This window comes from Janthinobacterium sp. PAMC25594, assembly GCF_019443505.1.
Classification (GTDB): Bacteria; Pseudomonadota; Gammaproteobacteria; order Burkholderiales; family Burkholderiaceae_D; genus Janthinobacterium.
Genome location: NZ_CP080377.1, coordinates 4240375 through 4267197, shown reverse-complemented (window position 1 = coordinate 4267197; position 26823 = coordinate 4240375). Strand labels below are relative to the sequence as shown.

Annotated in this window: 24 protein-coding genes; 14 read left to right on the top strand and 10 right to left on the bottom strand. The window is 63.4% G+C overall.

All coding sequences use genetic code 11. The features are described from left to right. The first annotated feature begins 86 nt into the window (after nucleotides 1-86). On the top strand, nucleotides 87-1007 hold the full coding sequence (locus KY494_RS19120; RefSeq protein WP_219887867.1) for a hypothetical protein: 921 nt from the start codon (nucleotides 87-89) through the stop codon (nucleotides 1005-1007). Between the two features lie 164 nt (nucleotides 1008-1171). Further along, nucleotides 1172-2314, top strand: a complete 1143-nt coding sequence (locus KY494_RS19115) for an AI-2E family transporter (protein WP_219135793.1) — start codon at nucleotides 1172-1174, stop codon at nucleotides 2312-2314. A 10-nt stretch (nucleotides 2315-2324) separates the two neighbouring features. Here the strand turns inward: KY494_RS19115 and KY494_RS19110 are convergent, their stop codons facing one another. The 3 genes from KY494_RS19110 to KY494_RS19100 all read right to left on the bottom strand — a co-directional run bounded on the left by KY494_RS19110 (nucleotide 2325) and on the right by KY494_RS19100 (nucleotide 6971). Next, nucleotides 2325-4055 carry a methyl-accepting chemotaxis protein gene (locus KY494_RS19110; protein WP_219887866.1) on the bottom strand — a complete coding sequence of 577 codons (1731 nt, stop codon included), beginning with the start codon at nucleotides 4053-4055 and terminating at the stop codon, nucleotides 2325-2327. Nucleotides 4056-4402: 347 nt separating this feature from the next. Then, a complete protein-coding gene (locus KY494_RS19105) occupies nucleotides 4403-6013 on the bottom strand; it encodes a toxin-antitoxin system YwqK family antitoxin (RefSeq protein WP_219887865.1) in 1611 nt (536 codons plus the stop codon). Nucleotides 6014-6053: 40 nt separating this feature from the next. After that, a complete protein-coding gene (locus tag KY494_RS19100; RefSeq protein WP_219887864.1) occupies nucleotides 6054-6971 on the bottom strand; it encodes a DMT family transporter in 918 nt (305 codons plus the stop codon). A gap of 102 nt (nucleotides 6972-7073) precedes the next feature. Here KY494_RS19100 and KY494_RS19095 point away from each other — a divergent pair, with 102 nt between their 5' ends. From KY494_RS19095 to KY494_RS19085, 3 genes are all read left to right on the top strand, one after another. Continuing rightward, nucleotides 7074-7862 carry a helix-turn-helix transcriptional regulator gene (locus KY494_RS19095; RefSeq protein WP_219887863.1) on the top strand — a complete coding sequence of 263 codons (789 nt, stop codon included), beginning with the start codon at nucleotides 7074-7076 and terminating at the stop codon, nucleotides 7860-7862. 116 nt (nucleotides 7863-7978) lie between these two features. Further along, on the top strand, nucleotides 7979-8578 hold the full coding sequence (locus KY494_RS19090; RefSeq protein WP_099764369.1) for a MarC family protein: 600 nt from the start codon (nucleotides 7979-7981) through the stop codon (nucleotides 8576-8578). A gap of 33 nt (nucleotides 8579-8611) precedes the next feature. Further along, on the top strand, nucleotides 8612-9157 hold the full coding sequence (locus tag KY494_RS19085) for a DinB family protein (RefSeq protein WP_219887862.1): 546 nt from the start codon (nucleotides 8612-8614) through the stop codon (nucleotides 9155-9157). Here KY494_RS19085 and KY494_RS19080 read toward each other — a convergent pair. Together KY494_RS19080 and KY494_RS19075 are read right to left on the bottom strand one after the other, a co-directional pair. Next, complete coding sequence (locus KY494_RS19080; protein ID WP_219887861.1) at nucleotides 9122-10312, bottom strand: MFS transporter; 1191 nt, start codon at nucleotides 10310-10312, stop codon at nucleotides 9122-9124. The two genes, KY494_RS19085 and KY494_RS19080, sit on opposite strands and share 36 nt — an antisense overlap. Then, nucleotides 10309-11490, bottom strand: a complete 1182-nt coding sequence (locus tag KY494_RS19075; RefSeq protein WP_219887860.1) for a serine hydrolase — start codon at nucleotides 11488-11490, stop codon at nucleotides 10309-10311. The genes KY494_RS19080 and KY494_RS19075 overlap by 4 nt, the downstream gene beginning before the upstream one ends. A gap of 113 nt (nucleotides 11491-11603) precedes the next feature. On the opposite strand from KY494_RS19075, the gene KY494_RS19070 reads away from it, so the two are divergent. The 3 genes from KY494_RS19070 to KY494_RS19060 all read left to right on the top strand — a co-directional run bounded on the left by KY494_RS19070 (nucleotide 11604) and on the right by KY494_RS19060 (nucleotide 17945). Next, nucleotides 11604-12494, top strand: a complete 891-nt coding sequence (locus KY494_RS19070) for a LysR family transcriptional regulator (protein WP_219887859.1) — start codon at nucleotides 11604-11606, stop codon at nucleotides 12492-12494. A gap of 204 nt (nucleotides 12495-12698) precedes the next feature. Next, nucleotides 12699-14405, top strand: a complete 1707-nt coding sequence (locus tag KY494_RS19065) for a methyl-accepting chemotaxis protein (protein WP_219887858.1) — start codon at nucleotides 12699-12701, stop codon at nucleotides 14403-14405. Between the two features lie 201 nt (nucleotides 14406-14606). Next, the gene (locus KY494_RS19060; protein ID WP_258194328.1) at nucleotides 14607-17945 is read left to right on the top strand and encodes a DEAD/DEAH box helicase; all 3339 of its coding nucleotides are present in this window, start codon (nucleotides 14607-14609) and stop codon (nucleotides 17943-17945) included. A gap of 156 nt (nucleotides 17946-18101) precedes the next feature. Here KY494_RS19060 and KY494_RS19055 read toward each other — a convergent pair whose 3' ends face one another. Both KY494_RS19055 and KY494_RS19050 read right to left on the bottom strand, forming a co-directional pair. After that, nucleotides 18102-19502, bottom strand: a complete 1401-nt coding sequence (locus tag KY494_RS19055; RefSeq protein ID WP_219887856.1) for a heavy metal sensor histidine kinase — start codon at nucleotides 19500-19502, stop codon at nucleotides 18102-18104. After that, entirely contained in the window at nucleotides 19499-20209 is a 711-nt protein-coding gene (locus tag KY494_RS19050; RefSeq protein ID WP_219135805.1) for a heavy metal response regulator transcription factor, read from the bottom strand. The genes KY494_RS19055 and KY494_RS19050 overlap by 4 nt, the downstream gene beginning before the upstream one ends. Nucleotides 20210-20347: 138 nt before the next feature. Between KY494_RS19050 and KY494_RS19045 the strand changes: the two genes are divergently transcribed. Together KY494_RS19045 and uraH are read left to right on the top strand one after the other, a co-directional pair. Then, nucleotides 20348-20842, top strand: coding sequence for a heme-binding protein (locus tag KY494_RS19045; RefSeq protein WP_219887855.1), 495 nt, complete (start codon nucleotides 20348-20350; stop codon nucleotides 20840-20842). Nucleotides 20843-20853: 11 nt separating this feature from the next. Beyond that, the gene (uraH, locus tag KY494_RS19040; RefSeq protein WP_219887854.1) at nucleotides 20854-21261 is read left to right on the top strand and encodes a hydroxyisourate hydrolase; all 408 of its coding nucleotides are present in this window, start codon (nucleotides 20854-20856) and stop codon (nucleotides 21259-21261) included. 14 nt (nucleotides 21262-21275) lie between these two features. Here the strand turns inward: uraH and KY494_RS19035 are convergent, their stop codons facing one another. Further along, complete coding sequence (locus tag KY494_RS19035) at nucleotides 21276-21974, bottom strand: glutathione binding-like protein (RefSeq protein WP_219887853.1); 699 nt, start codon at nucleotides 21972-21974, stop codon at nucleotides 21276-21278. A gap of 190 nt (nucleotides 21975-22164) precedes the next feature. Between KY494_RS19035 and KY494_RS19030 the strand changes: the two genes are divergently transcribed. Next, on the top strand, nucleotides 22165-22590 hold the full coding sequence (locus KY494_RS19030; RefSeq protein ID WP_219887852.1) for a hypothetical protein: 426 nt from the start codon (nucleotides 22165-22167) through the stop codon (nucleotides 22588-22590). Between the two features lies 1 nt (nucleotide 22591). Here the strand turns inward: KY494_RS19030 and KY494_RS19025 are convergent, their stop codons facing one another. Beyond that, on the bottom strand, nucleotides 22592-24232 hold the full coding sequence (locus KY494_RS19025; RefSeq protein WP_219887851.1) for a methyl-accepting chemotaxis protein: 1641 nt from the start codon (nucleotides 24230-24232) through the stop codon (nucleotides 22592-22594). Nucleotides 24233-24522: 290 nt separating this feature from the next. On the opposite strand from KY494_RS19025, the gene KY494_RS19020 reads away from it, so the two are divergent. Together KY494_RS19020 and KY494_RS19015 are read left to right on the top strand one after the other, a co-directional pair. After that, a complete protein-coding gene (locus KY494_RS19020; protein ID WP_219118720.1) occupies nucleotides 24523-24951 on the top strand; it encodes an EamA family transporter in 429 nt (142 codons plus the stop codon). 73 nt (nucleotides 24952-25024) lie between these two features. Then, entirely contained in the window at nucleotides 25025-25390 is a 366-nt protein-coding gene (locus KY494_RS19015; RefSeq protein WP_219887850.1) for a hypothetical protein, read from the top strand. On the opposite strand, the gene KY494_RS19010 is transcribed toward KY494_RS19015, so the two are convergent. Further along, nucleotides 25387-25806 (bottom strand): hypothetical protein, encoded by a 420-nt coding sequence (locus KY494_RS19010; protein WP_219887849.1) that lies wholly within the window; start codon nucleotides 25804-25806, stop codon nucleotides 25387-25389. The genes KY494_RS19015 and KY494_RS19010 overlap by 4 nt on opposite strands. A 191-nt stretch (nucleotides 25807-25997) precedes the next feature. Here KY494_RS19010 and KY494_RS19005 point away from each other — a divergent pair, with 191 nt between their 5' ends. Then, on the top strand, nucleotides 25998-26816 hold the full coding sequence (locus tag KY494_RS19005) for a helix-turn-helix transcriptional regulator (RefSeq protein ID WP_219891652.1): 819 nt from the start codon (nucleotides 25998-26000) through the stop codon (nucleotides 26814-26816). Nucleotides 26817-26823: the final 7 nt, after the last annotated feature.

The window sequence follows — 26823 nt, the reverse complement described above, 5'->3', positions numbered from 1 at the left end:
GAAAGCGTTTCATTCCTGGAATGCTAAGATCGCGGCGCGCGCATGCCGGCAAGCGGATCGGCATGGCGTCTCGACAAGGATTGCCATTGAACACCCGAGGAAAATTCACTCTGCGCATGCTGTCGCTGTGCGCCGCCCTGTGCCTGCCGCTTTCAAGCATGGCGCAAGCCATGTCCGCCGAGGATGCCGCTTTCGTGGCCGCCACCGTGCCCGTGCCATCGCCGCCGCTGCGTCTGAGCGCGCATCCCGAGATCCGTGCCGACGTCTTCAGGCTGCTCGGCTATGCGCGCGGCAGCTATACGCAAGGCAACACCCTGATCGCGCGCCAGATGCTCGACAGCATGCAGTCACTGGACGACATCACGCGCACCATGCTGCCCGACGGGCGCTCGGTGCTGGCCTCCATCGATGCCGGCACGCGCGGTGCGTGGCGCGCCGCCATGCTGTTCGACCCGCAACGCAAGCTGTTGGCGCTGGGCCTCGTCAACGGCCATTGCGCCCCCGCCTGCCTGCCGTCCACCCACGCCGTGCTGACCTTGTTTTTACCGCCGGGCGCGGAGGACGAGATGGCCGCGCCGCTGCTGGTATGGGCGCGGCAGCTACCACCCATGCTGGCACAGGCTGCGCTGGAGCAACGACAAAGCATTGCTGCGGTGGAATACATCACCACGCGCCCCGGCCAGCCCGGCTGGGAACAGCGCGACGTGCCGCCCGGCTTTCCCGCCAGCCTGCTGCACCTGCTGCTGCCGAATGCAGAACTGAACAGCAGTTCCAGCGGCGACGAAGCCATGCCCGATGCCACCAGCATCACCCTGCGCAGCTATGCCGATTTCCACTGGGTGCTCAACACCTATGCCAAGCTGGCCAAGGGCGCCCAAGTGCAGGGCCATGACGATAAGGTCGTGTTCACGGGCAGCGATGCCAGCGGCCGCTACACGGTGACCTTGCGCGAGCCCGACAAGGAAAACGGCGTGTTGATCACCGTGGCCAGCTGGCAGAAAAAGTAAGCAAGCGAAAACAGAAGGAAAGCATTGCCATTACGCACAAGAGCATGGCATTTTGGCATTTTGCGGTATGATTTCCGGCCGTGCGGCGCGGCCTCATCCCTGCCTTGCCCACCTTGCCCTTCAAGCCTGCCACGCTTGCGTAGCATCCTGCCCTAAGGAGTCATATGTTCGGTTTTAACTTGCGTGTTGCCAAGATGGTGTGGACGGCTTTCCTCATCGCCTTCCTGCTCTTCCTCACCTACAAGGTCTCGTCGACCCTGATCGTGGTGGTCTTTGCCATTTTCTTCAGCTATCTCGTGTATCCACTGATCGGGCTGCTGGAGCGCCATGGGCCGAAGCGCCTGCCGCGCACGGCCAATATCGGCATCGTTTTTCTGGTGGTGATCTTGCTGGTGGCGATACTGGGCTCCATCTTCGGGGCGCGCATCGAGGAAGAGGCGATCAAGCTCAGCGATCAATTGCCAACACTGCTTAAAGGCAATAATTTTGCCGAGCGCATCCCCTTGCCGGAATTCATGGAACCCTTGCGCGCGCGCCTGCTGTCGTTCATGCAGACACAGCTGAGCAGCGGTACGGGACAAGCCATGCCGCTGGCGAAGGAACTGGGCTTGACCGTCATGCATGCGGCCAGCAACCTGATCTATCTGGTGCTGGTGCCCGTGCTGAGCTTTTTGCTGATCAAGGAGGGGCCGGACATGCGCGACGGCTTGCTGTCCCTGCTGAACCGACCGAACAAGAAGCTCTGGGGCGCCATCATCGATGACCTCGACATCCTGCTGTCGCGCTATGTCCGCGCCCTGCTGCTGTTGTCGATCGCCACGTTTGTGTCCTACAGCATCGCCTTTTCCCTGATGGGCGTACCGTACAGCCTGCTGCTGGCGGGCGCCGCCGCCTTGCTGGAATTCATCCCGTTTGCCGGCCCGCTGGCGGCCGCCGTCATCGCCGTGGTCGTGGCCGGTTTCAGCGGCTTCGATCACGTGTTCTGGCTGATCGGCTTTATCGCCGCCTACCGTTTGTTCCAGGATTACGTGCTCAACCCGTATTTGATGAGCGAAGGCGTGGAAGTGAGCCCGCTGATGGTGATCGTCGGCTTGCTGGCCGGCGACCAGTTGGGGGGCGTGGTGGGCATCTTCCTGTCCGTGCCCGTGATGGCGGCCATCAAGATCGTCTTCGTGCGCGCGCGGGCGGCCTTGCAGGCGCGCCATGATGCGCTGGAGAAAGCGGAACAGGCGGCGGAGGAAGCGCGCGCCCAGGCCTTGGCCGAGGCGGCGCTATTGCAGGAACAGGGCAGCAAGGTGGCCCTGTAACCTCGCTAGATTAAAACTCTTCCCATTCGCCGCTGCTGTCGGCGGCGGGCTTGGCAGTACGTGGCTGGGCCGGAGCGGCTGCCGAGGCGCTGCGGCTTGGCGTCAGGCGCAACGCCGGGCGTTTCAAGGCCGTGCTGGCGGCGGCCACGACAGGTTTGCGCAAGGCGGGCTTGGCCGCCGCCGGGCCGCTATGGGCGGCGTCGAGCTTGAAGATGCTGACCATTTCGGCCAGCGCCGCCGCCTGCTCCTGCATCGATTCCGAAGCGGCTGCCGCTTCTTCCACCAGTGCCGCATTTTGTTGCGTCACGGTATCCATTTCCGCCACGGCTTGATTGATCTGGCCGATGCCCAGTTCCTGCTCGCGGCCGGCGGCGCTGATTTCGCCCATGATGTCCGTCACGCGGCGGATGCTGGAGACGATTTCGTCCATCGTCGTGCCCGTCTGGCTGACCAGCGCGCTGCCGGCACCCACGTTCTGCACCGACGCTTCGATGAGCACCTTGATATCCTTGGCGGCGGAAGCCGAGCGGTGCGCCAGGTTGCGCACTTCCGTGGCGACGACGGCAAAACCACGGCCTTGCTCACCGGCACGCGCCGCTTCCACGGCCGCGTTCAGGGCCAAAATATTCGTCTGGAAAGCGATGCCATCGATCACGCCGATGATGTCGGCGATCTTTTTCGACGATTCGCTGATGGTGCCCATGGTATCGACCACTTGCGCCACCAGCGCGCCACCTTTCACCGCCACGTCCGAGGCGGAGACGGCCAGCTGGTTCGCCTGGCGCGCATTGTCGGAATTCTGCTTGACGGTCGAGGTCAGCTCTTCCAGCGACGAGGCCGTTTCTTCCAGACTGGACGCCTGCTGTTCCGTGCGGCTGGACAGGTCCAGGTTGCCCGAGGCGATTTCGTTGCTGGCCGTGGCGATGGCACCGCTGCCGTCGCGCACGCCACGCACGGTGTTCGACAGGCGTTCCTGCATTTTCTGCAGGCCGCCCAGCAGGGCGCCCATTTCGTCGTTGCGCTTGATGACGATGTCGTTGGCCAGGTTGCCGTCCGAAATGGCGCCGAAATGACGCAGGGCCTGGTCCAGCGGGCCGAAGATGGCGCGCAGCAGCAAGAAGCTGGAAATAATCGTCAGCAAGGCGCCCACTATCATGCCGATGATGGCCATGGTCACTTGCGTGTGATAGCTGGACTGGCTCTCCACATACATGCTGGCGGCCGAGCTGACCTGGTATTGCGTCAAAGTTTCGGCGGCCTGGTCCAGGGTGCGGTACAGGGGCGTCAACCCTTTCATCATCAAGCCGTCGGCTTGCGCGATGTTGCCTTCACGCAAAGCCTTGCTCATGACCAGCACGCCATTATTGATATAGTCGCTGCGTTTCTTGTCCATGTCGTCGGACAGGCGCTTTTCTTCCGCGCTTTGCGGCAAGCCCAGGTACACCTTCCAGGCCTTGTTGGACGCTTCCAGGAATTGTTCCGAGCGCGCCAGGGTATCCTTGGCATCGGACGCATCCGGGTGCACCATCACGCGGTCCATCGTGAAACGCGCACGGCCCAGGGCAATTTGCGATTCGCCGATCGCTTGCGTCGATGCCAGCTGATTGCTGTAGACCTCGTTGAGGCTGTTGTTGGCCGATTTCAGGCTGATGATGCTCATCACACCCAGCAAGGCGATCAACACGCCCAGCACACTCATGGTGGCGATCAGACGCATTTTTATTGTTAAATTGGACAGCATGCAGTTTTCCTTGGTAAGGGCGCGACCGTGCCTGTGCATGCCGGACGGATAACGGCAAGCGCCAGATGGGCGAGGCAGTTCTTAATTGTTCAGGACAAAATTTGGTCGATGGAGCGTGACTGGCGGCTGGGGGGAAGGCGGCCCGCTCATCATCGTCAGGAGTGAAATACAGGGCAACAGGGTTGAGGTTTCCTGTACTTTTAATTTCCTGATTGCAAGATACAGGGAAAGATTACCAGTAGCAATATCCGTCTGGAATTTTCACACTTTGTAACAAGCGGATGATGTTTTTTGCGCAGAACTGGCATTCCGCTGACGTGCGCGGTCGCACCGGAATGCCAATTATGTTAATAGACGGTTTCTTCGATCAGTTGGCCGTCGTCGCGGAAATACTGAAACCGCCCCGTTTTCTTGCCCATGTGATAACTGCCAATCTGCTTCGGTTTTCCGTTCTGGAAATTTTCGATGTTGACGCCATGCAGCACGCCCTTGTGCCAGTTGCGGTGAAATTGCGGCACTTCGCCATCGGGATAAAACAGGGTTTCCGCGCCATCGCGCTTGCCGTCGGCAAAGCTGCCCTGGTAACGCCGCTTGCCATCCGGATAAAAACTTTCCATCGGCCCCTCAAGCACGCCGAGGCGGTAATGTTCGACCAGCTGCAGCTGGCCATCGGCCGCATATTGTTCCAGCTTGCCTTCCGGTTTGCCATCGAGCATGGTCAGCACTTGCCGGCCGCCATCGGGCGTCGCCTTCTTCCATGGCCCCTGCTTGATGTCATCGACGTAGTTGCCGCCACCGCCAGGTTCGACCCATAGACCCTGCTTCTTGCCATTCACATAGTTGCCCTGCCATTGCACCACACCATCGATGCGGCGCTCGCTGGGACCGTTCAAACGGTCTTTCACAAAATGGTCGTAACCGGTGAAACTGTGCATGTCCGCTGCGCGCCATTCGGCCACGCCCGGGCTCACTTCCCAACGGCCCGTGCGCTGGCCACGCTGCATCTGGCCCGTGGTCGTTTCGTCGCCACTTGCATACGTCCATGGCCCCTCGGCCTTGTCGTCGACAAAGGCGCCAGACGAGCGGATGGTGTCCGGCTCCTCGAAGTGCCATACGCCGGTGCGCTTGCCCTGCGCATACAGGCCGCGGGCAAACACGCTGCCCACGCAGCAGTTGACGTCATATTCGATAAACAAGCCATCCTGGCTGGCGGCAAAGCGCTGCGGTTGCGTTTCCCAGGTGATCCACTTGACGTGGTAGCTGGGCGCGCGGCCCCCTTCCCACCCCTTGCCCAGCAGATACGTGACGGTCAGAGCATGGCCATCCTTTTCCTGGTACGTCTTTTTATAGGCAAACGCAGGCGCGTCGGCCGGCTTGCCTGGCAATAAATCGCCGTCGATATTGAAATAGCCGACCAGGGTACCGTGCGCATGCTCGATGGCGTCGAACTCGGCCACGCCCGAAGGCGCGTAAGCGATGCTGTAGTCGATCAGTTGCAAACGGGCCAGCGCCGCGCGCACCTGCGCTTCATCCATGGTTTCCGCACCGCGCACGATGGCGTCCAGCGCCGGCTGCAAGGTCGCCACCTTGAACATCTTGCCGCCGCTGCGTTCGTAGCGGTAGGCATGCAAGCCATAGACATTCACACTGCGGCTGAGCACGAACGTGGTTTCACCTTCGCTATCGAGGTCAAGCTGGAACACGGCCGCGATGCTGGCCTTGCCGTACTTGTCCAGGTTCATGCGCTTTTCGCTATCCCCATTGCACTGGCAGTAGTAACCGTTGACTTCGCCATTTTCCCGCAGGAAAGCCAGCACCACGCCGCCGTCGCGGCGCTCGACGGCGCTGGCGGTGGCCATGGGCGCACCCTCATAAAAACGCGGCGCGGCCTGGGCCGGCGCCACGGCGCCCCAGGCCAGCGCCACGGCCATCGTGCTCATCCAAAATGTTTGCCGCATGTCAACTCCACTGCCGAAAACCGCCATTATGCATGGCCATTCAGGCAATCCCGGACACCTCAGGACGGTAGCGGCCAAACAGGGGCCGCTGCACCGTCTGCGCCAGCAGCACGCCCAGCAGCGAAATACCGCCGCCGACCAGGTGATATATATGCATGCTTTCATGCAGCCAGACGATGGCCAGCAAGGCCGTCAGCAGGGGCAGCAGGTTGACGTAGATGCTGCAACGGTTCGGCCCCAGCAGTTTCACGCCTTCGATCCACAAATAGGACAGGACGATGGATGAGCCGATGCCCGCATAGCCGATCAGGGGCAAGGTGGTGGCGTCCAGCCTGGCGCTGCCGGGCGGCAGCAGCAGGAACAGCGGCAGCATGCAGGCCAGGGCCGCCAGCGCCTGGCAATAAATGGCTTGCCAGGCGGGAATCGTTAAACGCCAGCGGCGCAGCAGCACGCCGTACAAAGCGAAGATCAGGCAGGCCAGCAGCATCAGCGCGTCGCCCGCATGCACGCCCTGCTGCAGCAAGGCCAGCACGTCGCCGCGCCCCACCAGGTACAGCAAGCCGCCAAACGACAGCACGCCGCCGGCCGCCATGCCGACCGTCAGGCGCTCGCCCAGCAGCAGCACGCTGAGCAGGGCCGTCATCAGCGGCGCCAGCGCCGTGACGATGGCCATGTTCGTCGCCGTCGTCGATTCGGCGGCGCGGTAAGACAGGCTCTGGAACAGCGCCATCGACATCACGCCGCACAGCGCCAGCTGCCACCACTGGCGCCGGATGGCGGCACGGTTGCGCCACAGCGGACGGACGATAAACAGCGTCATCACCAGCAAGACCAGCACCAGGCGGTAAAAGGTGATGGCCGTGGGGGCGATGCTGGACGCGGCCAGCTTGGACACGACGACATTGCCAGCCCACAGCAGCATGGCCAGAAACGGATACAGATAGGCGCGCACAGGCATGCGTAGCTCCATAAATAATTGCGGGGGAACCATCATGCCGCAGGCGCGCCGCGCTTTCTCGCGCTAAGATGTCCATACCTATCGCAAAACTGACCCTCTTTTATGGATTGCACCTCCGCCGCCTTTCAGGAATTGCTGCCCGTCACAGCGCGCGCCATGGCGCTGGCCGTCGACTATGCGCATGGCCACGTGATTTCAGTGCACCGCCACACGCATGCGCAATTGCTGTACGCCATCGAAGGCGTGATGACCATCGAAGCGCAGGGCGGGCGCTGGGTGGTACCGCCCACGCGCGGCGTGTGGCTGCAGCCCGGCATCGCGCACCAGGTGCGCATGAGCGGCGCAGTGAAAATGCGCACGGTGTTCGTCAACTGCGCCAATTCTCCATTGTTGCCTGGCCACAGCTGCGTGCTCGACATCAGCCCCCTGCTGCGGCAACTGATCGTGGCGGCCGTCGACATCGCACCCGATTTCACGGAAGGCAGCCGCGACTGGCATCTGCTGCAATTGCTGTTGCACGAACTGGGCAGCCTGCCCGTGCTGCCCCTGCATCTGCCGCTGCCCGTCGATGCGCGCCTGCGCGGCATTTGCGCGCGGCTGATGGCACAACCGGGAGAGCAAGTGACGGTGGCGCACTGGGCGCAGGAACTGGCGATCACCGAGCGCAGCCTGCACCGTTTGTTCCAGAAACAGACGGGCATGCGCTTTGGCCAGTGGCGCCAGCAGGCCCGTTTGCTGCGGGCGCTGGAACAATTGGCGCGCGGCAGCAAGGTCATCGACGTGGCCATGGAGAATGGCTACACCAGCCAGAGTGCGTTTACGGCCATGTTCAAGAAACATTTCGGCACCACGCCGACCGCGTTTTACCAGGCAAAAGTCATCGCCGCGTAAAAAAAATGCTGCTATGCATCAATAATCATGGGCGATAGCCGCCGCTCTTGTTATCATCGCAAGCCTTATCGCACCGCGCCCATCCTGGCAGCGGTGTTGACCTCCATCACACCACCATGACACAGAATTTCTTCCAGACTTTTATCCTGCTCTTGCTCGTCACCGACCCGTTCGGCAACGTTTCCCTGTTCGTCAATGCCCTGAAACGGGTACCCATCGAGCGGCGTTGGAAAGTCGTGGTGCGCGAGTGCATGATCGCCTTCGGCATCTTGCTGCTGTTCATGTTCTTCGGCCGCCATTTCCTGAACGCCTTGCAATTATCGGAAGTGGCGCTGCGCATAGGCGGCGGCGTAATCCTGTTCCTGATTGCCATGCGCATGGTGTTTCCACAACCCAATGCGGGCAATAGCGATCACGAGATGGCCGGCGAACCGTTCATCGTGCCGCTGGCCATCCCCGCGCTGGCCGGCCCGTCGGCATTGGCGACCGTGCTGCTGTTTTCCTCGCACGAAGTCAATGAAGTGATCGCCCACGTGGCGGGCTTGACGGCCGTGGCCGTCGTCTGGCTGGCCGTCTTCCTGTGCGCCGAACGCTTGCAGCGGGCGCTCGGTCCAAGGGTCATGACGGCGTTCGAGCGCCTGATGGGCCTGATCCTGACGGCGATGGCGATTGAAATGCTGCTGGCCGGCATACGCGCGTTTTTGAAGTCTGTATAAAATAGCCTTTCATTCATTTACGGAGGTTTGTCCATGAGCCGTTGCGCCCACATTTGCCTGATGGCCGATTACAACCAGTGGATGAATGCCAAGGTCTACGCGGCGGCGGCCAGCCTGCCGCCCGGCGAGCTGCAGCGCGAGCGGGGCGCCTTTTTCGGCTCCCTGCTGGCCACCCTGAACCACGTGATGGTGGGCGATACGCTGTGGCTGCAGCGTTACGCGAAACATCCGGCCGGTTTCCCGCTGCTCGACCCCATCCGCGCCATCACGCCGCCCACCTCGCTGACACACCCGCTGTTCGCGGCCGACGATTTTTCCGCCATGCACTCGCACCGGCTGTGGCTGGACCAGGTCATCATCGACTGGGCCGCCTCCATCCGCGAAGAAGACCTCGACCATTTGCTCGACTACCGCAACAGCAAGGGGCCGAACCGGCGCGAGTTCTTCAGCCTGCTCATGCATTTTTTCAATCACCAGACGCATCACCGGGGCCAGGCCAGCACCCTGCTGTCGCAGGCGGGCGTGGACATCGGCGACACGGATTTACTGTTTCGCATCCCCAACCATATCGAGGACTGACGGCGGGCGGTACAGCCACGCTTTCACGGCAATCGCTGCCAGCGCCAGCGCCCCCAGCAGCGCGCCGCAGGCCAGCGCCCCCGGCATGCCATAAGACTCGATGGCCATGCCACCGGCCAGCGCGCCCAGCGTCACGCCCAGGTTGATGGCGGCGATATACACGCCGATGGCGAACGCGGGCGCCTCGCGCGCTTCGCTGCTGAGCCACACTTGCGTGACGATCAGTCCGCTCGTATGCGCGGCGCCCCAGAACAGCAGCAACACGGCCAGGGCCAGCCAGCCGATGTCGCTGCCCACATGCCGGTACAGCAGCCAGTACGCCAGCCCCAACAGCACAGGCTGCAACAGCACCGTGCGCAGCACGTGCGTGCCCAGCTGGCGCCCCGCGAACAGATTGCCCGCCACGCCACCCACGCCAAACACCACCAGCGCCAGCCCCGTCTGGCGCGCCGACAAGCCCGCCACCTGCTGCAGATACGCGGCCGCATACGCATACACGGCAAACATGGCGGCAAACACCAGCACGGCGGCGGCAATGGTGAACCACAGGGCGGGTTTGCGCAGCACGGCCAGCTGACGGCCATACGCCAGCGGCGCCTCGCGCGGCGTGTCGGGCAAGAACAGGTATAGCCCCAGCGCCGCCAGCACGTTGACGAGGGCGCAAGCCAAAAACGATGCCTCATAGCCAACTTGCGCGGCGATCCACGTCGTCAGCGGGATGCCCAGCACCATGCCCATGCTGGTGCCCGTGAACGCATGCGCGCCCGCCCGCGCCGCCTGCCGCGGCGGATACAGGGCGGCGGCCGCCACCATGGCCAGCGAAAAATATACGGGGTGGAACAGGGCTGGCACCACGCGCAGCGCCAGCAGCAACCCGAAGCGCGGTGCATACGCCGAGGCCACGCTGGCCAGCGCGAACACCAGCAGGGAGACGATCAACACGCGCTTGCGGCGCCAGCGCGTGGCCAGCAGCACGAGGAAAGGGCCGCCCACGGCGATCACCAGCGCGAACAGGCTCACCAATGAGCCCGCCTGCGCGGCCGTCACGGCATAGCGCTGCATAATCATCGGCAAGATGCCGACCACGCCAAACTCGATGCAATACACGCCGAACAGGCCCAGCGCGAGAAAGACGATGGGGTGCGGGCGCGTCATGGCATTTCCTTGGCGCCATACACGGCCTGGCACAGTTGCGTGACGAACGGCCCCGCCATGCCCTCCAATGCCGTATTCGTGAACGCCACCACGGACAATTCCTGCGCCGGGTCGACAAACCACGAGTGACCATACGTGCCGCCCATGCGCCACGTGCCCGCCGATTCCGGCGTGGCGGCCGCAAGCGGGTCCGTCAACACCGTAAAACCCAGGCCGAAGCCACGGCCGGGCCAGAATGGCAAGTCGAAGCCGTTCGTCTGGCTTTCTCCCATCTGGCGCGCCAGCGCTGGCGGCAGCAGCGGCGCGCCGCCCAGTCGCAAGGTTTCCAGCAGACGCATGAAGTCGGGGGCCGAGCCGAGCATGCCGGCGCCGCCGGACGGGTACGCCTGCGCGTCGAGCGCCCTTGCCGGCGACAAGGTAAAGCCGGCCATGCCTTCAAGAAACGGCAGATGGTCTTCGCCCTCGTCCAGCAAACGGCGCGGCTGCAATTCTCCCGCTGTGCGGTCCGCATACGCCACAGCCAGGCGCGCCGCGTCCGTGCTGATAAAACCCGTGTCGCGCATGGCCAGCGGCCCCGTCACCAGCTGTGCCACGGCGTGCGCCAGCGGCAGATCAGTCACCGCTTCGATCACGGCGCCCAGCACGTCGGTGGCGATCGAATACGCCCAGCGCGCGCCCGGCGCAGTCGCGAGCGGCACCGTGGCCAGGCGGCGCAGGTTGTCTTCCAGAGAAATATGGGACGCATCCATGCCGTCCGACACCCCCGCCTGCGCATACGCGCCGCCCGGCGGCTGGAAAAAGCCGTAGTCGAGTCCCGCCGTGTGCGTGAGCAAGTGGCGCACGGTCATCGCCGCCACCGTGCCGTCCGGCTGGCGCGGCGCAAAATATGGCAGCCAGCGCGCCACCGGGTCGTCCAGGCCCAAGCTCCCCTGCCCCACCAGCGCCAGCGCGGCCGTCGAGACGATGGGTTTGCTGACGGACGCCAGGCGGAAGACGGCATCCTCGCGCATGGGCGTGCCTGCCTCGCGGTCCAGGTGGCCGGCGGCGCGCCGATAGATTTCCTGGCCACGCTGGCGCACCAGCACCACGGCGCCCACCAGGCGTTGCTGCTGCAGCACGGCATCGAGCAAGGGGTCGATGCGGGCGGACAAGGCCGCAGGAGAGAAGTTGTACATCATGGCGTAGCCTTTCAAATGATCGAGCTGCCAAGGTAAGGCAGGCGCGAGCAAAGAAAAACAGGCTATAGTTTCTGTCTGTGCGGACGTTGGCATCCGCAATCAAAAGGGAAAATATGGATAACCTGGCGGGATTCACTGCCTTCGTGCAGGCGGCGGAGCTGCGCAGTTTTGTCGCGGCGGGCCGCGTGCTGGGCATTTCCGCCTCGGCCGTGGGCAAGAGCATCGCGCGGCTGGAAGAGCGCCTCGGCGTGCGCCTGTTTCACCGCAGCACGCGCAGCATCGCGCTGACCAGCGAAGGCACCGTGTTTCTCGAACGCTGCCGGCGCATCCTGGGCGAGATCGAAGCGGCCGAGCTGGAGTTATCGAACAGCAAGAGCGCACCGCAAGGCCGCTTGCGCGTCAGCCTGCCGCAGGTCGGCAGCTTGCTCAATCCCGTGCTGGCGGCCTTTGCGCGCGCCTATCCGCAGGTGGAACTGGACCTCGATTTCAGCGACCGCCGGGTCGACGTGATCGAGGAAGGCTACGACGCCGTCGTGCGCGCGGGAGAAAGTGCCGACAGCCGCCTGATGAGCCGCCAGCTGGGCCAGTTCCAGCTGCAGCTGGTGGCCGCGCCCGCCTACCTGGCGCGGCACGGCACGCCCGCGCTGCCCGCCGACCTGGCGCAGCACACTTGTTTGCTGTACAAATTTCCCAGCAGCGGCAAGGTCGAAGCGTGGCCGCTGCCCGAGTGGCCCGCCCTGCATGCGGCGGGCTTGCCGGCGCTACTGAACTGCAACAATGTCGAGACCCTGCTGCACTTTGCCGAAAGCGGCCTGGGCATCGCCGCCCTGCCCGACTTTGCCGTGCGCGCGGCGCTGCACGCGGGCCGCTTGCAGCCGGTGCTGGATGCGCACCGCCGGCACGACGGCGCCTTCCGCATCCTGTGGCCCAGCAGCCGCCACCTGACGCCGAAACTGCGCGCCTTCATCGACTTCCTCACTGCCCACGTATTTCCCCAGCGCTGATGTTTCCTGCGCTTGCGCTCGTTGTTTCCACACGACAACTTATTCAATTTGCTACCAATTTTCAGATTTCTGAGGACTTGATACAAGTTTTTGTATTGCGGTGCGAAATTTTGAGGAACAATTACAGGCTGGTCGCCCCTACGTATAAACCCGTAGCCTTGGCTTGTCGACGTTTTCCCTCACTTCCGCACCACGAAAGCAATCATGTCACTCACACAATTCAAAATCGGCACCCGTCTCGGAATCGGGTTTGCTGTCGTCCTCGGCCTGCTGGTGGCCGTCTTGCTCGTCGGCCTGTATTCCATGGGTCAACTGAGCGCGCGCACCCACGACATCGTGGCCGACAAGAACGTCAAGATGGCGGCCGCCAACACCATGAGCGACAACGTGCGCAACATTACCCTGGCGATCACGAGCATTGTAGTGGCGCCGACGGAAGCGCTGGTGCAGGCGGAACTGGCAAAGATCGGCGAAGCGCGCAAGAAATACGGCGCCGCCAAGGAAACCTTGCAAAAGAAGATCTCGACGGACAAGGAAACGGCGCTGATGGCCGAGCTGGACGCGGCCCTGAAATCGGGCGCGCCGCTGAACAACAAGGTCATCGAGCTGCGCAATGCGGGCCAGACGGAAGAGGCGATCGCCTTTTTGACGCAGCAGGCGGCACCGAGCCTGAAGATCGTGCTGGGCGCGCTCGACAGCCTGGTCGCGTATGAAGGCGAACAGGCGGCGCAGGCGGCAACGGATACCGAAACGCTGAGCGCCAGCGCGCGCGCCTACATGATCATCCTGGGCAGCGTGGCCGTGCTGCTGGGCGCTTTTGTTGCCTGGATCATCACGCGCTCGATCACCCAGCCCATCAATGCGGCCGTCAGCGTGGCCGAAACCGTGGCCTCCGGCGACTTGTCGTCGCACATCGTCGTCAATTCCAGCGATGAAACGGGACGCCTGCTGGGTGCCCTGAAAGCCATGAACGACAGTTTATTGGGCGTGGTGGCGCAGGTGCGCCATGGCACGGAGGCGATTTCCACGGCATCGAGCGAAATTGCCGCCGGCAACCTCGACCTGTCTTCCCGCACGGAAGAGCAAGCCAGTTCGCTGGAAGAAACGGCGTCGGCCATGGAAGAACTGACTTCCACCGTGAAACAGAACGCGGACAACGCGCGCCAGGCGAACCAGCTGGCGAAAAGCGCATCGGAAGTGGCCGTGCGCGGCGGCAGCATCGTCTCGCAAGTGGTCGACACCATGGGCACCATTAACGCGTCGTCGAAGAAAATCGTCGACATCATCGGCGTCATCGACGGCATCGCCTTCCAGACCAACATTCTTGCCTTGAACGCGGCCGTGGAAGCGGCGCGCGCGGGCGAGCAGGGACGCGGCTTCGCCGTCGTCGCCACCGAGGTGCGTAATCTTGCCCAAAGATCGGCTGGCGCAGCAAAAGAAATCAAGGAACTCATCGCCGCCTCCGTCGCCAACGTGGACACGGGTTCGCGCCTCGTCAATGAAGCGGGCCAGACCATGGGCGACATCGTCGACAGCATCGTGCGCGTGACCGACATCATGGGAGAGATTACCTCCGCCACGCACGAGCAAACCATCGGCATCGAGCAGATCAACATGGCCATTGCCCAGATGGATGAAGTGACGCAGCAAAACGCGGCCTTGGTGGAAGAAGCGGCGGCCGCCTCGCAAAGCATGCAGGAGCAGGCAGGCGAGCTGGCGCACGTGGTGGGCTTCTTTAAAACCGGCAACCATGTCGCCAGCGCAGCCAGGCTGACGCCTGTGCGCACCACGCCGGCAGCGCCCGCCATCGCACGCCCCGCCGCCAAGCCCGCACCCGCGCGCAAGGCCGTCGCGGCCGCGCCGGCACGCCGCAGCAATGCTGGCGCAGAAAGCGAATGGGAAGAGTTTTAATCTACGAGTTTTAATACAAGAGTTTTAACACCCAGCAACATCACGACGGGGGAAGGCCAGGCAGGAAGTTGCTGCCTGGCTTTTTTTCGTCCGCAATCGCCACTTTTTTTGCCGCAAAGCCCGCGCAATAGGCGAAAGTGCAAAACACGCGCCGCGCATACCCTTTACAATCCTCGCTCGCTTTACAAAATATTGGTCATCATGAATCAGGCAGAACAGCAGCGCCTCCTGGCTATCCTGGAGTATTGGCACAAGATCGAATTCTTTATCCCGTTTGACCTGAATCAAATCACGGACGTTGAAGACCAGTCCACCGTGCGTCTCCTGCAGCGCGAACAGCTGGCGCAATTGCCGCTGCAGTTCGCCACGCAATGGCAAGTGCCGTCCGACCGCGAGATCGACGGCTTTTCGCTGTTCCTCGGCGTGTTCGACAAGGCGGAAATCAACAAGGCTTGTCCGCCGGCCAACGGCCCGGAAAACATCGCCGAAACAGAAAAAACAGAGCTGCTGGGACGCTCGTGCTTTGCCCGCCTGAATCTCAATGCGCTGGGCGAGCCGCAGTTCGACCCCGTCTCCGTGTCGACGTTACCGTGGGCGCTGGGCCGCGCGCGCACGCCGGACTGGTCGGGCCTGAGCCTGGACGCCTTCAGCGACAGCCAGCTGGTGCTGCAGGACAACTTGCGCAATTTCGCGGCAAGCCGCGCCCCGCAACAAGTGACGGACGAGGCAGGCAATGTGTCATCGCCCCTGTCGGGCATGGAAATCGCGGCGCTGGCCGACCTGCTGCGCGACTGGGCCGGTTTCCACCCGGCCGCCGGCCAGCCGCTGGCCGTGCTGGAATTGCGCACGCGCAAGAAACGCGCCGCCGTGGCGGAAGGCAACCTGGCTGAGGCCAGCCAGAACCGCAGCCTGAACTTCGACGACGCGGTGGAACCGTCGATCGATATCCTCAACAGTTTTTACCTCGATGACCTGGAACAGATCATCCGCGCCGTGCGCGGCGGCAAGCTGCCGGCCACGGTCGCCGCCTACCTGACGCCGCTGGCGCAGGATGAGCGCATCGACCTGTACAGCCCGGCCGGACGCCAGGCGCTGGCCGCCATGCTCAATCCGGGCAATATGAACCGCGGGCACTGGCTGGAAGACGCCAGCTACGCCATGAGCCTGATGCAGCAGTTCGCCATCCACGGCGCGCGCACGGGCTTGAGCGAGCGCGGCATCTTTTCCGTCAACGGCCCGCCGGGCACGGGCAAGACGACCTTGTTGCGCGAATTGTTCGCCGACAACATCGTGCGCCGCGCGGCCGTGCTGTCCTGCCTGGACCGCGCCGGCGATGCCTTCATCGGCAAGGTGGCCGTGGCCTTCGAAGGCGTGCGCGACCCGATCACCATTGCCCGCTTGCGGCCCGAACTGACGGGCTTTGAAATGGTCGTCGCCTCGTCGAACAATGCGGCGGTGGAAAACATTTCCGGCGACCTCCCGAAACCGAAACAGCTGGGCAAGGAATGGGCGCGCACGCGTTACTTTGAAAGCGTGGCGCGCCGGGTCGTGGCCGACGGCAATGGTGCCAACCGCGCCCTGGCCGAACAAGAGGCGCCATGGGGCTTGATGTCCTGCGCGCTGGGCAATAGCGCCAACCGCCGCCGCTTCATCAGCAATTTCTATGACGACGACTGGGACAAAACCACGGCGCGCAAGACGCCGAACGCACAAAATATCCGCCAGTGGCTGGCCAGCTACCAGGGCGTCAGCTTCGCCCAGGCCGCGCGCGAATTTCGCGAGACGGAACACGTGGTGGAAAAAGCGCTGGCCGAACACGCCCAGTACGCTGCCCTGTGGCAAGCCGTGGGCACGTGCACGGAAGCAGATTTTATCCAGGCCAGCCAGCAGGCGTTGATTGCAGCCGAGCAAGAAATGGATACGGCGAATGGCGCCCTGTCCGGCGCGCTGGCGCAGCAGGACACCCTGCTCGCCAGCAAGAAGGAATTGCTGGAAGAGGAACGCCTGGTGGCGCTGACGCAGCCCGGCTTTTTCGCCCGCCTGTTCCGCACGGCCCCGGCGCGCGCCTACAAGGAGGCCGTCATCGCCAACGCCGAGGCACAGCGCCAGGCCGCGCGCGACGTATCCGCCATCAAACTGCTGCTGAAGGGCGAGCTGGAGCCACGCTGCGAGCGCGCCCGCAACAGCCTGCACATCGCCCTGCGCACGGCGCAATCGCGCCAGCGCGAATGGGATGACAGCACGGAACTGCTGCGCCGCGCGCGCATGCGCTTCCCCACCATCATCGCCCCGGCCACCCTGGACGAGCTGGACGGTGACGCGCTGCAAATTGGCGGCCTGTGGCATGAACCGGCGCTGGCACGCCTGCGCTCGCGCCTGTTCGCCAAGGCCCTGGCCCTGCATGAAGCGTGGCTGGCGGAAGTGGCGAAGAAAGGCGGCCCCGGCTTTGGCGGCAACTTGCTGGCCGTGTCGAAATTGCTGAAAAACAAGCGCGCGTATGACCAGTCGCACATCGCCATGGTCTGGCACAGCCTGTTCATGGTGGTGCCTGTCGTGTCGACCACGTTCGCCTCGTTCGCGCGCCAGTTCCAGGGCATGGGCCCCGAATCGCTGGGCTGGCTGTTCATCGATGAAGCGGGCCAGGCCGTGCCGCAAGCGGCGCTGGGCAGCCTGTGGCGCGCCAAACGTGCTGTCGTCGTGGGCGATCCGCTGCAGATCGAACCCGTGTTCACGGTGCCGGGCCGCCTCGTGCAAGCCCTGTCCGCGCTGTCGCCGCACACGCAGGATGGCAGCTATGCGCCGACTTCCGTTTCCGTGCAGACCCTGGCCGACAAGGCCAACCGCTATGGCGCCGTCGTCGGTGCCGGCAGCGCCCAGCCGCTGTGGATCGGCAGCCCCCTGCGCGTCCACCGCCGCTGCGTGGAACCGATGTTTTCGCTGGCCAACAGCATCGCCTACGAAGACAAGATGGTCTACGGGCTAACCGACCGCACGCCGCCGGCCGGCGCGCGCGGCCTGACGCGGGGACCCAGCCGCTGGATCGACGCCGTCGGCCCCGTCAGTTACAAGCAGGTGGTGCCCGTGCAGCTCGATTTCGTGCTGGAAGTGCTGCTGAAACTGTATCGCCGCGATGGCAAGCTGCCCGACATGTATGTGATTACGCCGTTCAAGGCCGTGCGCAACGAATTGCGCTCGCGCATCGTCGACATGGACTGGGACCGCCGCCTCGGCTACGGCAAGGCACCGACGGCGCGCGAATTGCGCCAGTGGAGCAGCCAGATGGTGGGCACCGTGCACACCTTCCAGGGCAAGGAACAAAGCGTGGTGATGCTGGTCCTCGGCGCCGACGACAGCACGGCCGGCGCCGCGCAATGGGCGGCGGCCACGCCGAATTTGCTCAACGTGGCCCTGACGCGCGCACAACATTATGTGTACATCGTCGGCAACCCCTTGCTGTGGGGACAGTTGCCGCACTTTGCACCGGCCTGCGCGCAATTGCCGCATACGGGCATGCATGAGTTTTTGGTGGAGATGGGCTGACGGCCCCGAGACCATGCGGAACCACGTAATCCGACAATATTATTGACGGCTCTTGTCGGATTACGCGTGGCTTCGCCTCGCTAATCCGACCTACCCTGCGCCGGAATGCGGCGTAGGTCGGATTAGCGTAGCGTAATCCGACACCACCCCAGTCAATTACGCCGGAAAAACCAGGGTAAACGTCGTGGCGGCCGCGTCGGACGCCACGCTCGCGCTGCCGCCATGCAATTGCATGATGGCCGTGACGATGGCCAGCCCTAATCCTGTGGAGGCGGCCGAGTCGCTGCGGGCCGGGTCGGCGCGATAAAAACGCTCGAACAGGTGGGGCAAGTGGCGCGCGGGGATGGCGGGGCCGAGGTTGCTCACGCTTAGTTCCACGCCCTCGTTCGTCGCGTGCGAACGCAATAAAATCGTGCTGCCGGGCGCCGCGTGGCGGATCGCGTTCGACAGCAAATTGCCCAGCGCGCGGCGCAGCAGTTGCGGCTCGGCCGTCACAGTACCGCTGCCATGACACGCCAGCGCCAGCCCCCGCTCTTCGGCCAGGCCTTCAAAGAAATCGGCCAGGCGCAAGAATTCGTCCTGCACGGGCAAGGCTTGCTTGATCAGGATCATCTCGTCCTGCTGCGCGCGCGCCAGAAACAGCATGCTGTCGATCATGCGCGACAGCCGTTCCAGCTCTTCCACGTTCGACGACACCAGCTGTTCATACTCGTGCGCGCTGCGCGGGCGGGCCAGCATGACCTGGCTTTGTCCCAGCAGATTCGTGACGGGCGTGCGAAATTCATGCGCGAGGTCGGCGGAAAACTGCGACAGCCGCGCATACCCTTCCTGCAGCCGCGCCAGCATGGCGTTCAAGGCCTGGATCAGGGGCAGCAATTCCGTGGGCGCATCACGCGCCTCCAGTTGCTGGCCCAGTTTGCCGGGCCGCACCAAAGCCGCATGGGCGGCGATATTGCGCAGCGGCCGCAGTCCCCGCAGCAGCATCACGCTGGCAAGCAAGGCCGCCACCAGCGCGCTGACGGCCACGGAGACGACAATCTGCCAGCGGTAGGCGGCAAACATGGCCGTGCGGTCGCCGTAGACGCGGGCGACGGAAATGTCGGCCATCTGCGCCGGATCGCCGATGCGCGCGCTGGCCGCCACGACCCGGGCCGGATAGCCGTCGCGGCTAGTCCAGCTGGCGATGTCGTTGGCAGTGACGGGCGCATCGACGGCCACGGGAACAGGATGCGCCACCGTCTCGCCATGCGGATTGACATCGATCAAACGCGTGCCATCGGCGCGCACGATGCGCACCAGGGAGTTCTCCTGTCCGCTCATGGTGTCGCGGAAATACTGGGGCCGCTCGCGGATGATATCGAGCGTGCCCGCATTGCCGAGTAATTGCTGGATCTGTCGCAGTTTGCCCAGCAATAAAATATCGTCGCGGCGCTCGATTTCCGCGACGAATGAACGGTACAGATGCATGCCCAGGCCGGCCGACACGAGCGCCACGATCAATACGAAGACGAGCGTGACGCGCAGGGTCAGCGAGCGCCGCAGTTTCGCCAGCTTCATGCGGCCGCGCCGCTGTCTGGAGCGGATGGCGCGCGCAATTCGCAGACATAGCCCATGCCCCGCAGAGTGTGGATCAGCTTGGGTTCGAACGGGTCGTCGAGCTTGCTGCGCAGGCGGCGGATGGCCGCGTCGATCACGTTGGTGTCGCTCTCGAAATTGATGTCCCACACTTGCGAGGCGATGATGGAGCGCGACAAGACCTCGCCCTGGCGCCGCGCCAACAAATGCAGCAAGCCGAATTCCTTGGCCGTCAGGGTGATGCGCTGGCCTTGCCGGCTGACCTTGCGTTTCATCACATCGATTTCCATGTCGCCGATGCGGATGACGTCATCTTCACGCGGTGGCCCGCGGCGCAGCAGGGTGCGGATGCGCGCCACCAGTTCGGCAAAGGCGAACGGTTTCACCAGGTAATCGTCGGCGCCCAGTTCCAACCCTTTCACGCGGTCCTGCACCTCGTCGCGCGCCGTGAGAAAAATCACGGGCACATCCGCACCGCCCTCTTGCAGCCGCAGCGCGCGCAAGACTTGCCAGCCATCCATGATGGGCAGCATCACGTCGAGCACGATGAGATCGGGTGACTCCGTACTTGCCATGTGCAAGCCGTCGCGGCCATTGCGTGCCAGGCTCACCGTAAAGCCGGACTCGGCCAGACCACGCAGCAAATAGTCGCCCGTCTTCGGCTCGTCTTCGATTACCAGGATGCGCATGGCCGCTTTCTAAGGAGAATATAAAACCATTTTACGCCGCGCGCAGGGTACTGCGGATGATAAAAATGTCATGCGGCGATCATCTTCTCGTAGGGTATCACTGGCCATACTGGCGCCACCTTATCAACGGACCGCCACATGAAAACCCTACTTTTCGGCAGTACCCTGCTGTGCCTGCTGGCCAGCCCCGCCCACGCCCAGTTGCGCCAGGTCGATGACCTTTCTCTGGCAATGGCCAACACGCTGGCGAATGCGGCCATCGCCGCGTGCCAGGCGCAAGGCCGGCACATCGTCGTCAGCGTGCTGGACCGTGGCGGCAATGTCGTGGCCGTGCAGCGCGCCGATGGCGTCGGGCCGCACAACACGCAGGCCAGCCGGCGCAAGGCCTACACGGCCCTGTCGACGAAAAATGATACCCAGGCGCTGGCCGTGGCCGCGCGCGGCAATCCCGACATGGCCAATTTGACGACACTGCCGGAACTGTTGCTGCTGGGCGGCGGCCTGCCCTTGCGCGCCAGGGGCGAAGTCGTCGGCGCCATCGGCGTGGCCGGCGGCGGTGGCGCCCTGCAAGACCGCGCCTGTGCCCTGGCCGCCCTGGCTGCCATCCCTGAACTCGATTCCCCCACCCTGTGAAAGCAACGACGATGAGCTATTTGAAAAAAACCGCTGCCGCTCTGGCCTTCGCCAGCCTGTCTGCCATGGCGCTGGCCGCCAATCCCTTGAGCGTGCACATCCTCGACTTGCAGAGCGGCCAGCCGACGGCGGGCGTGACGGTGACCCTGGAGCAAAAGAAGGACAATGACTGGAAACAATTAAGCAGTGGCGTGACGAATGCGCAGGGGCGCATCGCGGCCATGTATCCGGAAAATCAAGCCATGCAGGCGGGCGACTACCGCATCGTGTTCAAGACGGGAGAACACTATGCGCGGCTGAAACAGGAAACATTCTTCCCGGAAATCCCCGTGCAATTTCACGTGGAAAAGACCGAGCAGCACTATCACATCCCGCTGCTGCTCAGTCCTTTCGGCTTTTCCACGTATCGGGGCAACTGAAAAGAGAATTAAGCTTAGCCGAACGTCTTCGCCGTCTGGCCGAACAGCACGCTTTTCGCGTCGCCGCTGACGGTGGGCTGCACGTTGATTTCGGCGGCCCGCGCATACGCGCGCACGGTGGCGGGACGGGCGGCGATGGCCGCGAACCAGCGCGCCAGGTGCGGGAAATCTTCCAGCTTCTGGCGCTGGCGTGCGTGCGGCACGATCCATGGGTAGATCGCCATGTCGGCGATGGAATACGTGTCGCCGGCCACGAATGCGCGGTCGGCCAGGCGCTTGTTCAGCACGCCGTACAGGCGATTCGTTTCGTTCACGTAACGCGTGATGGCGTACTCGATGGGTTCGGGCGCATATTGCACGAAATGGTGATTTTGCCCGGCCATGGGGCCAAGCCCGCCCATTTGCCAGAACAGCCATTGCATGACTTCGGCGCGGCCGCGCACGTCGTCCGGCAGGAATTGCCCGCTTTTTTCGGCCAGGTATTGCAAAATCGCCCCCGACTCGAACAGCGACAGGGGGGCGCCGCCATCTTCCGGTGCCTGGTCGACGATGGCGGGGATGCGGTTGTTGGGCGCGATGGCAAGAAACTCGGGCGTGAACTGCTCACCCTTGCCGATATGCACGGGAATGATGTTGTAGGGGATGCCCGCTTCTTCCAGGAACATCGTCACTTTGTGCCCGTTGGGCGTGGTCCAGTAATACAGGTCGATCATCGTCGTCTTTCAGCTCGTTGGCATAGGGAGGGCGTAACTATTGTCGCGCCGCAACTGGTGTGCATGGATATAATGCCACGTAAGCGAAAAACAAGACGGCGCGTGCCCCGCTTGCCATGCCAGCAAGCGCCCACTCTCGCCGCAAGAATTGAACTCCGCCATTCCCGAGAACCACCAAAGAAAGCCGACCATGCGCAAACTCCTGATCGTCATGCTGTCCGTCCTGCTGTCAGGCTGTGTCCAGGACTTCGCCATCTATATGTTCGACGGCCAGGACCATTCCCTGACCGTGCGCCGCCAGCAGCGTTATTTTTGGCAAGAGACAGTGGAAGTGCAGCTGATGGCGACCAACTTGCCGCAATGCCAGCGCCTGCACATCCTGTCGACCGATGCGCCGGCCGACATCAAGGTGGAGCTGTTTGCGGCCGGTGATGGCCTGTGGAATATCCGCATGGGCAAGCAGTTGTGGCAGGCGGAAACGACGACCTGCAATGCGCTGACGGAAATGGAAAACGACCCGAAAGCCGACCTGGGCCAACCGCTCGGGCAATTCGTGGTCGTCGATGACAAGCTGGAATTCAAGCCGGCGCCGCCAACGGCGGCGCCAGCCCAGTAACTCAGCGCGCCGCCAGGCTGCGCAGCGGCTTTTTCGCCACGGCGCGTGGCGTGGCAGTGGCCGCCACGCGCGGCGCCGTCCCCGATTCCTGCGCCGACAGTTTGAAGCGCGACACCAGCTGCGCCAGCACGGCCGCCTGGTCCTGCATGCTGGCCGCCGCTGCCGCCGCCTCTTCCACCAGTGCCGCATTTTGCTGCGTCACGCTGTCCATTTCCGTGATCGCCTGGTTGACGTGGCCGATGCCCGTGCTTTGCTCGTGCGAGGCGGCCGTGATGTCGGCCATGATGTCGGTCACGCGCGACACGGAAGCCACCACCTGATCCATGGTCGTGCCCGCCTGGGCGACGAGGGCGCTGCCGGCCGCGATGCTGTCGACGGAAGCGCCGATGAGTTCCTTGATTTCCTTCGCCGCGCCCGCCGAGCGCTGCGCCAGGTTGCGCACTTCCGACGCCACCACGGCAAAGCCGCGACCCTGCTCGCCCGCGCGCGCCGCTTCCACCGCCGCATTCAGTGCCAGGATATTCGTCTGGAAGGCGATGCCGTCGATGACGCCGATGATGTCGACGATCTTGCGCGAGGAGGCGTTGATGGTGTCCATGGTGCCGATCACTTGCGCCACCACGGCGCCGCCCTGGCGCGCCACGGCGGAAGCGGACTGTGCCAGTTCATTCGCCTGCACGGCGTTGCCCGCGTTTTGCGTCACGGTGGAGGTCAATTCCTCCATCGAGGCCGCCGTTTCTTCCAGCGAACTGGCCTGCATTTCCGTGCGTGCCGACAAGTCCATATTGCCGCTGGCAATCTCGCTCGATGCCGTGGCGATCGTTTCGGCGCTGTGGCGGATTTCGCTGATCGCATCGACCAGGTTGGCCTGCATGGTTTTCATCGCGTACAGCACGCTGTGGCGGTCGTTGGCATGCGTGCGCACGGCGCCGCTCAAGTCGTTATTCGCGATCTGGGCAGCCACGTCGGCCGCATATTCGGGATCGCCGCCCAGCGCATGGCGCAGGCTGCGGTTGATCGCCACGACGACGGCGGCCAGCAAGCCGCACACCAGCAGCAGTACGCCCAGCGAGGTGATCAGCGACTGGCGGAAGGCCGCGTCGATATCGTCCATGTACACGCCCACCACGATGGTCCAGCTCCACGGCTTGTAGGCCACCACGCGGCTCATCTTCGGTTCGGCGTTCTTCTGGCCGGGACGGGGGAAGTAATAGTGGACGAAGCCCTTGCCCGCATCGCTCTTGCCGACGGCGACGATGTCGCGGTACAGATAGGTGCCATTGGCATCTTTAAAATCCGCCATGTTCTTGCCGTTGGTTTGCGGCGCGGCGGGATTCATCACGACGACGGCATCGAGGTTGATGATGGACAAATAACCGGTCTCGCCAAAGCGCATGCTCTTGATGACGGCGGTGGCCTGCTTCTGCGCTTCTTCCTGCGTCAGGGCGCCGCTGGCGGCCAGGTCGCCGAACATCTTGACGGCGCCCAGGCCCAGGTCGGCGGCATTGCTCAGGTCGGCGCTGCGCTCTTCGATGCGGATCTTGCGAATTTCCAGGGCGTTATAGACAAAAATAACGGTAATGCACAACAGGCTGCAAAGCAGGGGGATCCATAACTTCTGCTGGAACGTCAATTTCTTCATTCTATGTCTCCAACTCTCTATTGTGCGGCGGTGGGGCGTATCCCGCTTCCAGCTCGACAGGCCAGGAATGCGGCGGCGACGGTGCTCTGGCGGCACCGTTCAGACGACTCCAGCATACGCTCGAACTACCGATATTTACAATGCTGGGAAGCAATGTTTTTTACACAGTGTTGTTAATGGGCTGCGACAATTGATGAGAATTGATGCTGCGTTGCAATAAAAATTATTGGCAGCGGCCGCCATGCTTTTACGCTACAGTCACTGCAATTATTCAGCGCGCAGGGAGTCCCGTGTCGACCACCTTTACCTGGCAAGGCTTTGCCATCCTGTCGGCCGTATTCGCGGCCCTGACGGCCATCCTGGGCAAGCTGGGCGTGGCCCATCTGAACAGCAACATGGCCACCTTGATACGCACGGGCGTCATCCTCCTGGTGACGGCAGCCATCATCTCGCTGCGCGCGGAGTGGCAGCGCCCCAGCGGCGGCAACTGGGTGGGCTGGACTTGCCTGATCGCCTCGGGCGTGGCCACGGGACTGTCGTGGCTCTGCTATTTCCGCGCGCTGCAACTGGGCCCCGTCTCGCTGGTGGCGCCCGTCGACAAGCTCAGCGTGGCGCTGGTGATGCTGGCTGGCTGGCTGGTGCTGGGCGAGCCGTTCACCGTGAAAGCGGCCCTCGGCGGTGGCTTGATCGTGCTCGGCTCGCTGATTTTGCTACTGTGAGGCATTCGATGGCACGCGGCGGCGCGCCTGTGTCAGAATGCACGCCGCATAGATCGAATCACGAAAGAACAGCATGACCAAGAATGAAGCCATGAAACGCATCAACGACCGCCTGGGCAAACCCACGCTGACGGACAAGAACACGCATTTTTCCAGCGTCGCCAGCTATGGCACGGACGAAGGCTGGTGGCTGAAGATTCCCTTCCTGACCTTCAAGCAGGAATTGCACTTCATCCTCAACAATGAGAAAACGAAAAGCTTCCAGCACCTGAAGATCGGCGCCAGCCAGATCCTCAGCCCCGGCATGAGGTTCCGCAGCACGGGCGGCGCCGCCGACGCCTTCATGTCGGCCTCGGCGCCGAAACGCCTGGTCGACTTGCTCGACGGCGGCAGCAAGTACAACTTTACCAAGCATTTCGTCAACGACTACCGCTATTAGGAACGCTGTGTCAGATCATTTTGCGGCGGCAGCCACGCCTTGATCAAATGCTGCGCGATGTCGAGCGCGTCGTCGCGGCTGGTGCCGAAATGCAGGGGATAGCCCCAGAACTTGCCGAACATGACGGCGAAGGCCTTGCCGGCCAGGCGCTTGGCGGCGCTCGGTTCGACCAGCACCATGCCCTGGATATACGCGCGGATGACCGCCTTGTTCTGCTTCATCCAGAGCGCGGCCCGCTTGCGCTCTTCCTGCGGGTGCGCATGCCCGTCCTCGTCAAAACATTCCTCGCTGAGGATGACACATGGCTGGCGGCGCGCCAGCAAGGCGTCAAACTGGGCAAACAGCATATCGGGCTGGTCAGGCGCTGCCTCGCGGCGCATCCAGACGAGGGGGAAAGTGGATAAATCAAGTAGCATGGTGTGACTCCTTCGGGGGTTGCCGTTCCTCCTTACCTTCATCAGAACACTGGCGGCGGCGGTTGCCGTTGAAGCGGGGCTGCGGATAAGCATACGATACCGATGGCGGCGCCCGACGTCATTGCATAAAATAGCCACAATATTATTCAATCCAGCCAAAGCCGCCCATGTCCCGTCCATTGCTGCCCAACATGCTCTCCACCCAGTTGGGCCTTGACGCCTCGGCCTCCCTCATCGATTTCGACGTCGATGGCGTGCTGCGTCCGCTGCTGGCCGTGGGCCTGGCCAGCGTGCGCGAGGACGAGGAGCATGCGCCGCACCAGCACCGCAAGGGGCAGCTGCTGTACGCCACTCGGGGCGTCATACATTGCGAAGTGGAAAGCGGGGTGTGGATCGTGCCGCCCCAGTGCGCCGTGTGGATACCGGGCGGCCTGATGCATTCGGCGCACGGCGTGGGCGAGGCCGAGTGCTATTGCCTGTTTGTCGAGCCGGCCATGGCGCCGGCCTTGCCCGCCGTCTGCTGCACCGTGGCCGTCTCGCCCTTGCTGCGCGAACTGATCGCCAAGGCGGCCGGTTTTCCCACCCTGACCGCGCTGCACGGGGCACAGGAACGCCTGGTGGCCACCCTGCTCGATGAATTGGCGGCCGCGCCGGTGGAAGACTTGCATTTGCCGATGCCGCGCGACGCGCGCCTGCGCCGCCTGGCGGCCCTGCTGCTGGCGCAACCAGCCGATACAAGCACGCTGGCCGAGTGGGCCAGCCGCATCGGCATGAGCGAGCGCAGCATGACCCGGCAGTCACTGGCGGAAATGGGCATGAGCGTGGGCCGCTGGCGCCGGCAATTGCACGTCATCCTTGCCTTGCAGCGGCTGGCGCAAGGGCGCAGCGTGAAAGCGGTGGCGCTGGAACTGGGCTATGAAAACACCAGCGGTTTTGTCACCATGTTCCGCAAGGCGGTGGGCAAGCCGCCAGCGCGTTATCTGGCGCAACGGGAATCCGGAAGAATATAAAAAAAGG

Bases quoted from the DNA above. Each gene is read 5' to 3' on its own strand.
- KY494_RS19115 (WP_219135793.1), top strand. From the start codon at position 1,172: ATGTTCGGTTTTAACTTGCGTGTTGCCAAGATGGTGTGGACGGCTTTC.
- KY494_RS19110 (WP_219887866.1), bottom strand. From the start codon at position 4,055: ATGCTGTCCAATTTAACAATAAAAATGCGTCTGATCGCCACCATGAGT.
- KY494_RS19105 (WP_219887865.1), bottom strand. From the start codon at position 6,013: ATGCGGCAAACATTTTGGATGAGCACGATGGCCGTGGCGCTGGCCTGG.
- KY494_RS19100 (WP_219887864.1), bottom strand. From the start codon at position 6,971: ATGCCTGTGCGCGCCTATCTGTATCCGTTTCTGGCCATGCTGCTGTGG.
- KY494_RS19095 (WP_219887863.1), top strand. From the start codon at position 7,074: ATGGATTGCACCTCCGCCGCCTTTCAGGAATTGCTGCCCGTCACAGCG.
- KY494_RS19090 (WP_099764369.1), top strand. From the start codon at position 7,979: ATGACACAGAATTTCTTCCAGACTTTTATCCTGCTCTTGCTCGTCACC.
- KY494_RS19085 (WP_219887862.1), top strand. From the start codon at position 8,612: ATGAGCCGTTGCGCCCACATTTGCCTGATGGCCGATTACAACCAGTGG.
- KY494_RS19080 (WP_219887861.1), bottom strand. From the start codon at position 10,312: ATGACGCGCCCGCACCCCATCGTCTTTCTCGCGCTGGGCCTGTTCGGC.
- KY494_RS19075 (WP_219887860.1), bottom strand. From the start codon at position 11,490: ATGATGTACAACTTCTCTCCTGCGGCCTTGTCCGCCCGCATCGACCCC.
- KY494_RS19070 (WP_219887859.1), top strand. From the start codon at position 11,604: ATGGATAACCTGGCGGGATTCACTGCCTTCGTGCAGGCGGCGGAGCTG.
- KY494_RS19065 (WP_219887858.1), top strand. From the start codon at position 12,699: ATGTCACTCACACAATTCAAAATCGGCACCCGTCTCGGAATCGGGTTT.
- KY494_RS19060 (WP_258194328.1), top strand. From the start codon at position 14,607: ATGAATCAGGCAGAACAGCAGCGCCTCCTGGCTATCCTGGAGTATTGG.
- KY494_RS19055 (WP_219887856.1), bottom strand. From the start codon at position 19,502: ATGAAGCTGGCGAAACTGCGGCGCTCGCTGACCCTGCGCGTCACGCTC.
- KY494_RS19050 (WP_219135805.1), bottom strand. From the start codon at position 20,209: ATGCGCATCCTGGTAATCGAAGACGAGCCGAAGACGGGCGACTATTTG.
- KY494_RS19045 (WP_219887855.1), top strand. From the start codon at position 20,348: ATGAAAACCCTACTTTTCGGCAGTACCCTGCTGTGCCTGCTGGCCAGC.
- uraH (WP_219887854.1), top strand. From the start codon at position 20,854: ATGAGCTATTTGAAAAAAACCGCTGCCGCTCTGGCCTTCGCCAGCCTG.
- KY494_RS19035 (WP_219887853.1), bottom strand. From the start codon at position 21,974: ATGATCGACCTGTATTACTGGACCACGCCCAACGGGCACAAAGTGACG.
- KY494_RS19030 (WP_219887852.1), top strand. From the start codon at position 22,165: ATGCGCAAACTCCTGATCGTCATGCTGTCCGTCCTGCTGTCAGGCTGT.
- KY494_RS19025 (WP_219887851.1), bottom strand. From the start codon at position 24,232: ATGAAGAAATTGACGTTCCAGCAGAAGTTATGGATCCCCCTGCTTTGC.
- KY494_RS19015 (WP_219887850.1), top strand. From the start codon at position 25,025: ATGACCAAGAATGAAGCCATGAAACGCATCAACGACCGCCTGGGCAAA.
- KY494_RS19010 (WP_219887849.1), bottom strand. From the start codon at position 25,806: ATGCTACTTGATTTATCCACTTTCCCCCTCGTCTGGATGCGCCGCGAG.
- KY494_RS19005 (WP_219891652.1), top strand. From the start codon at position 25,998: ATGCTCTCCACCCAGTTGGGCCTTGACGCCTCGGCCTCCCTCATCGAT.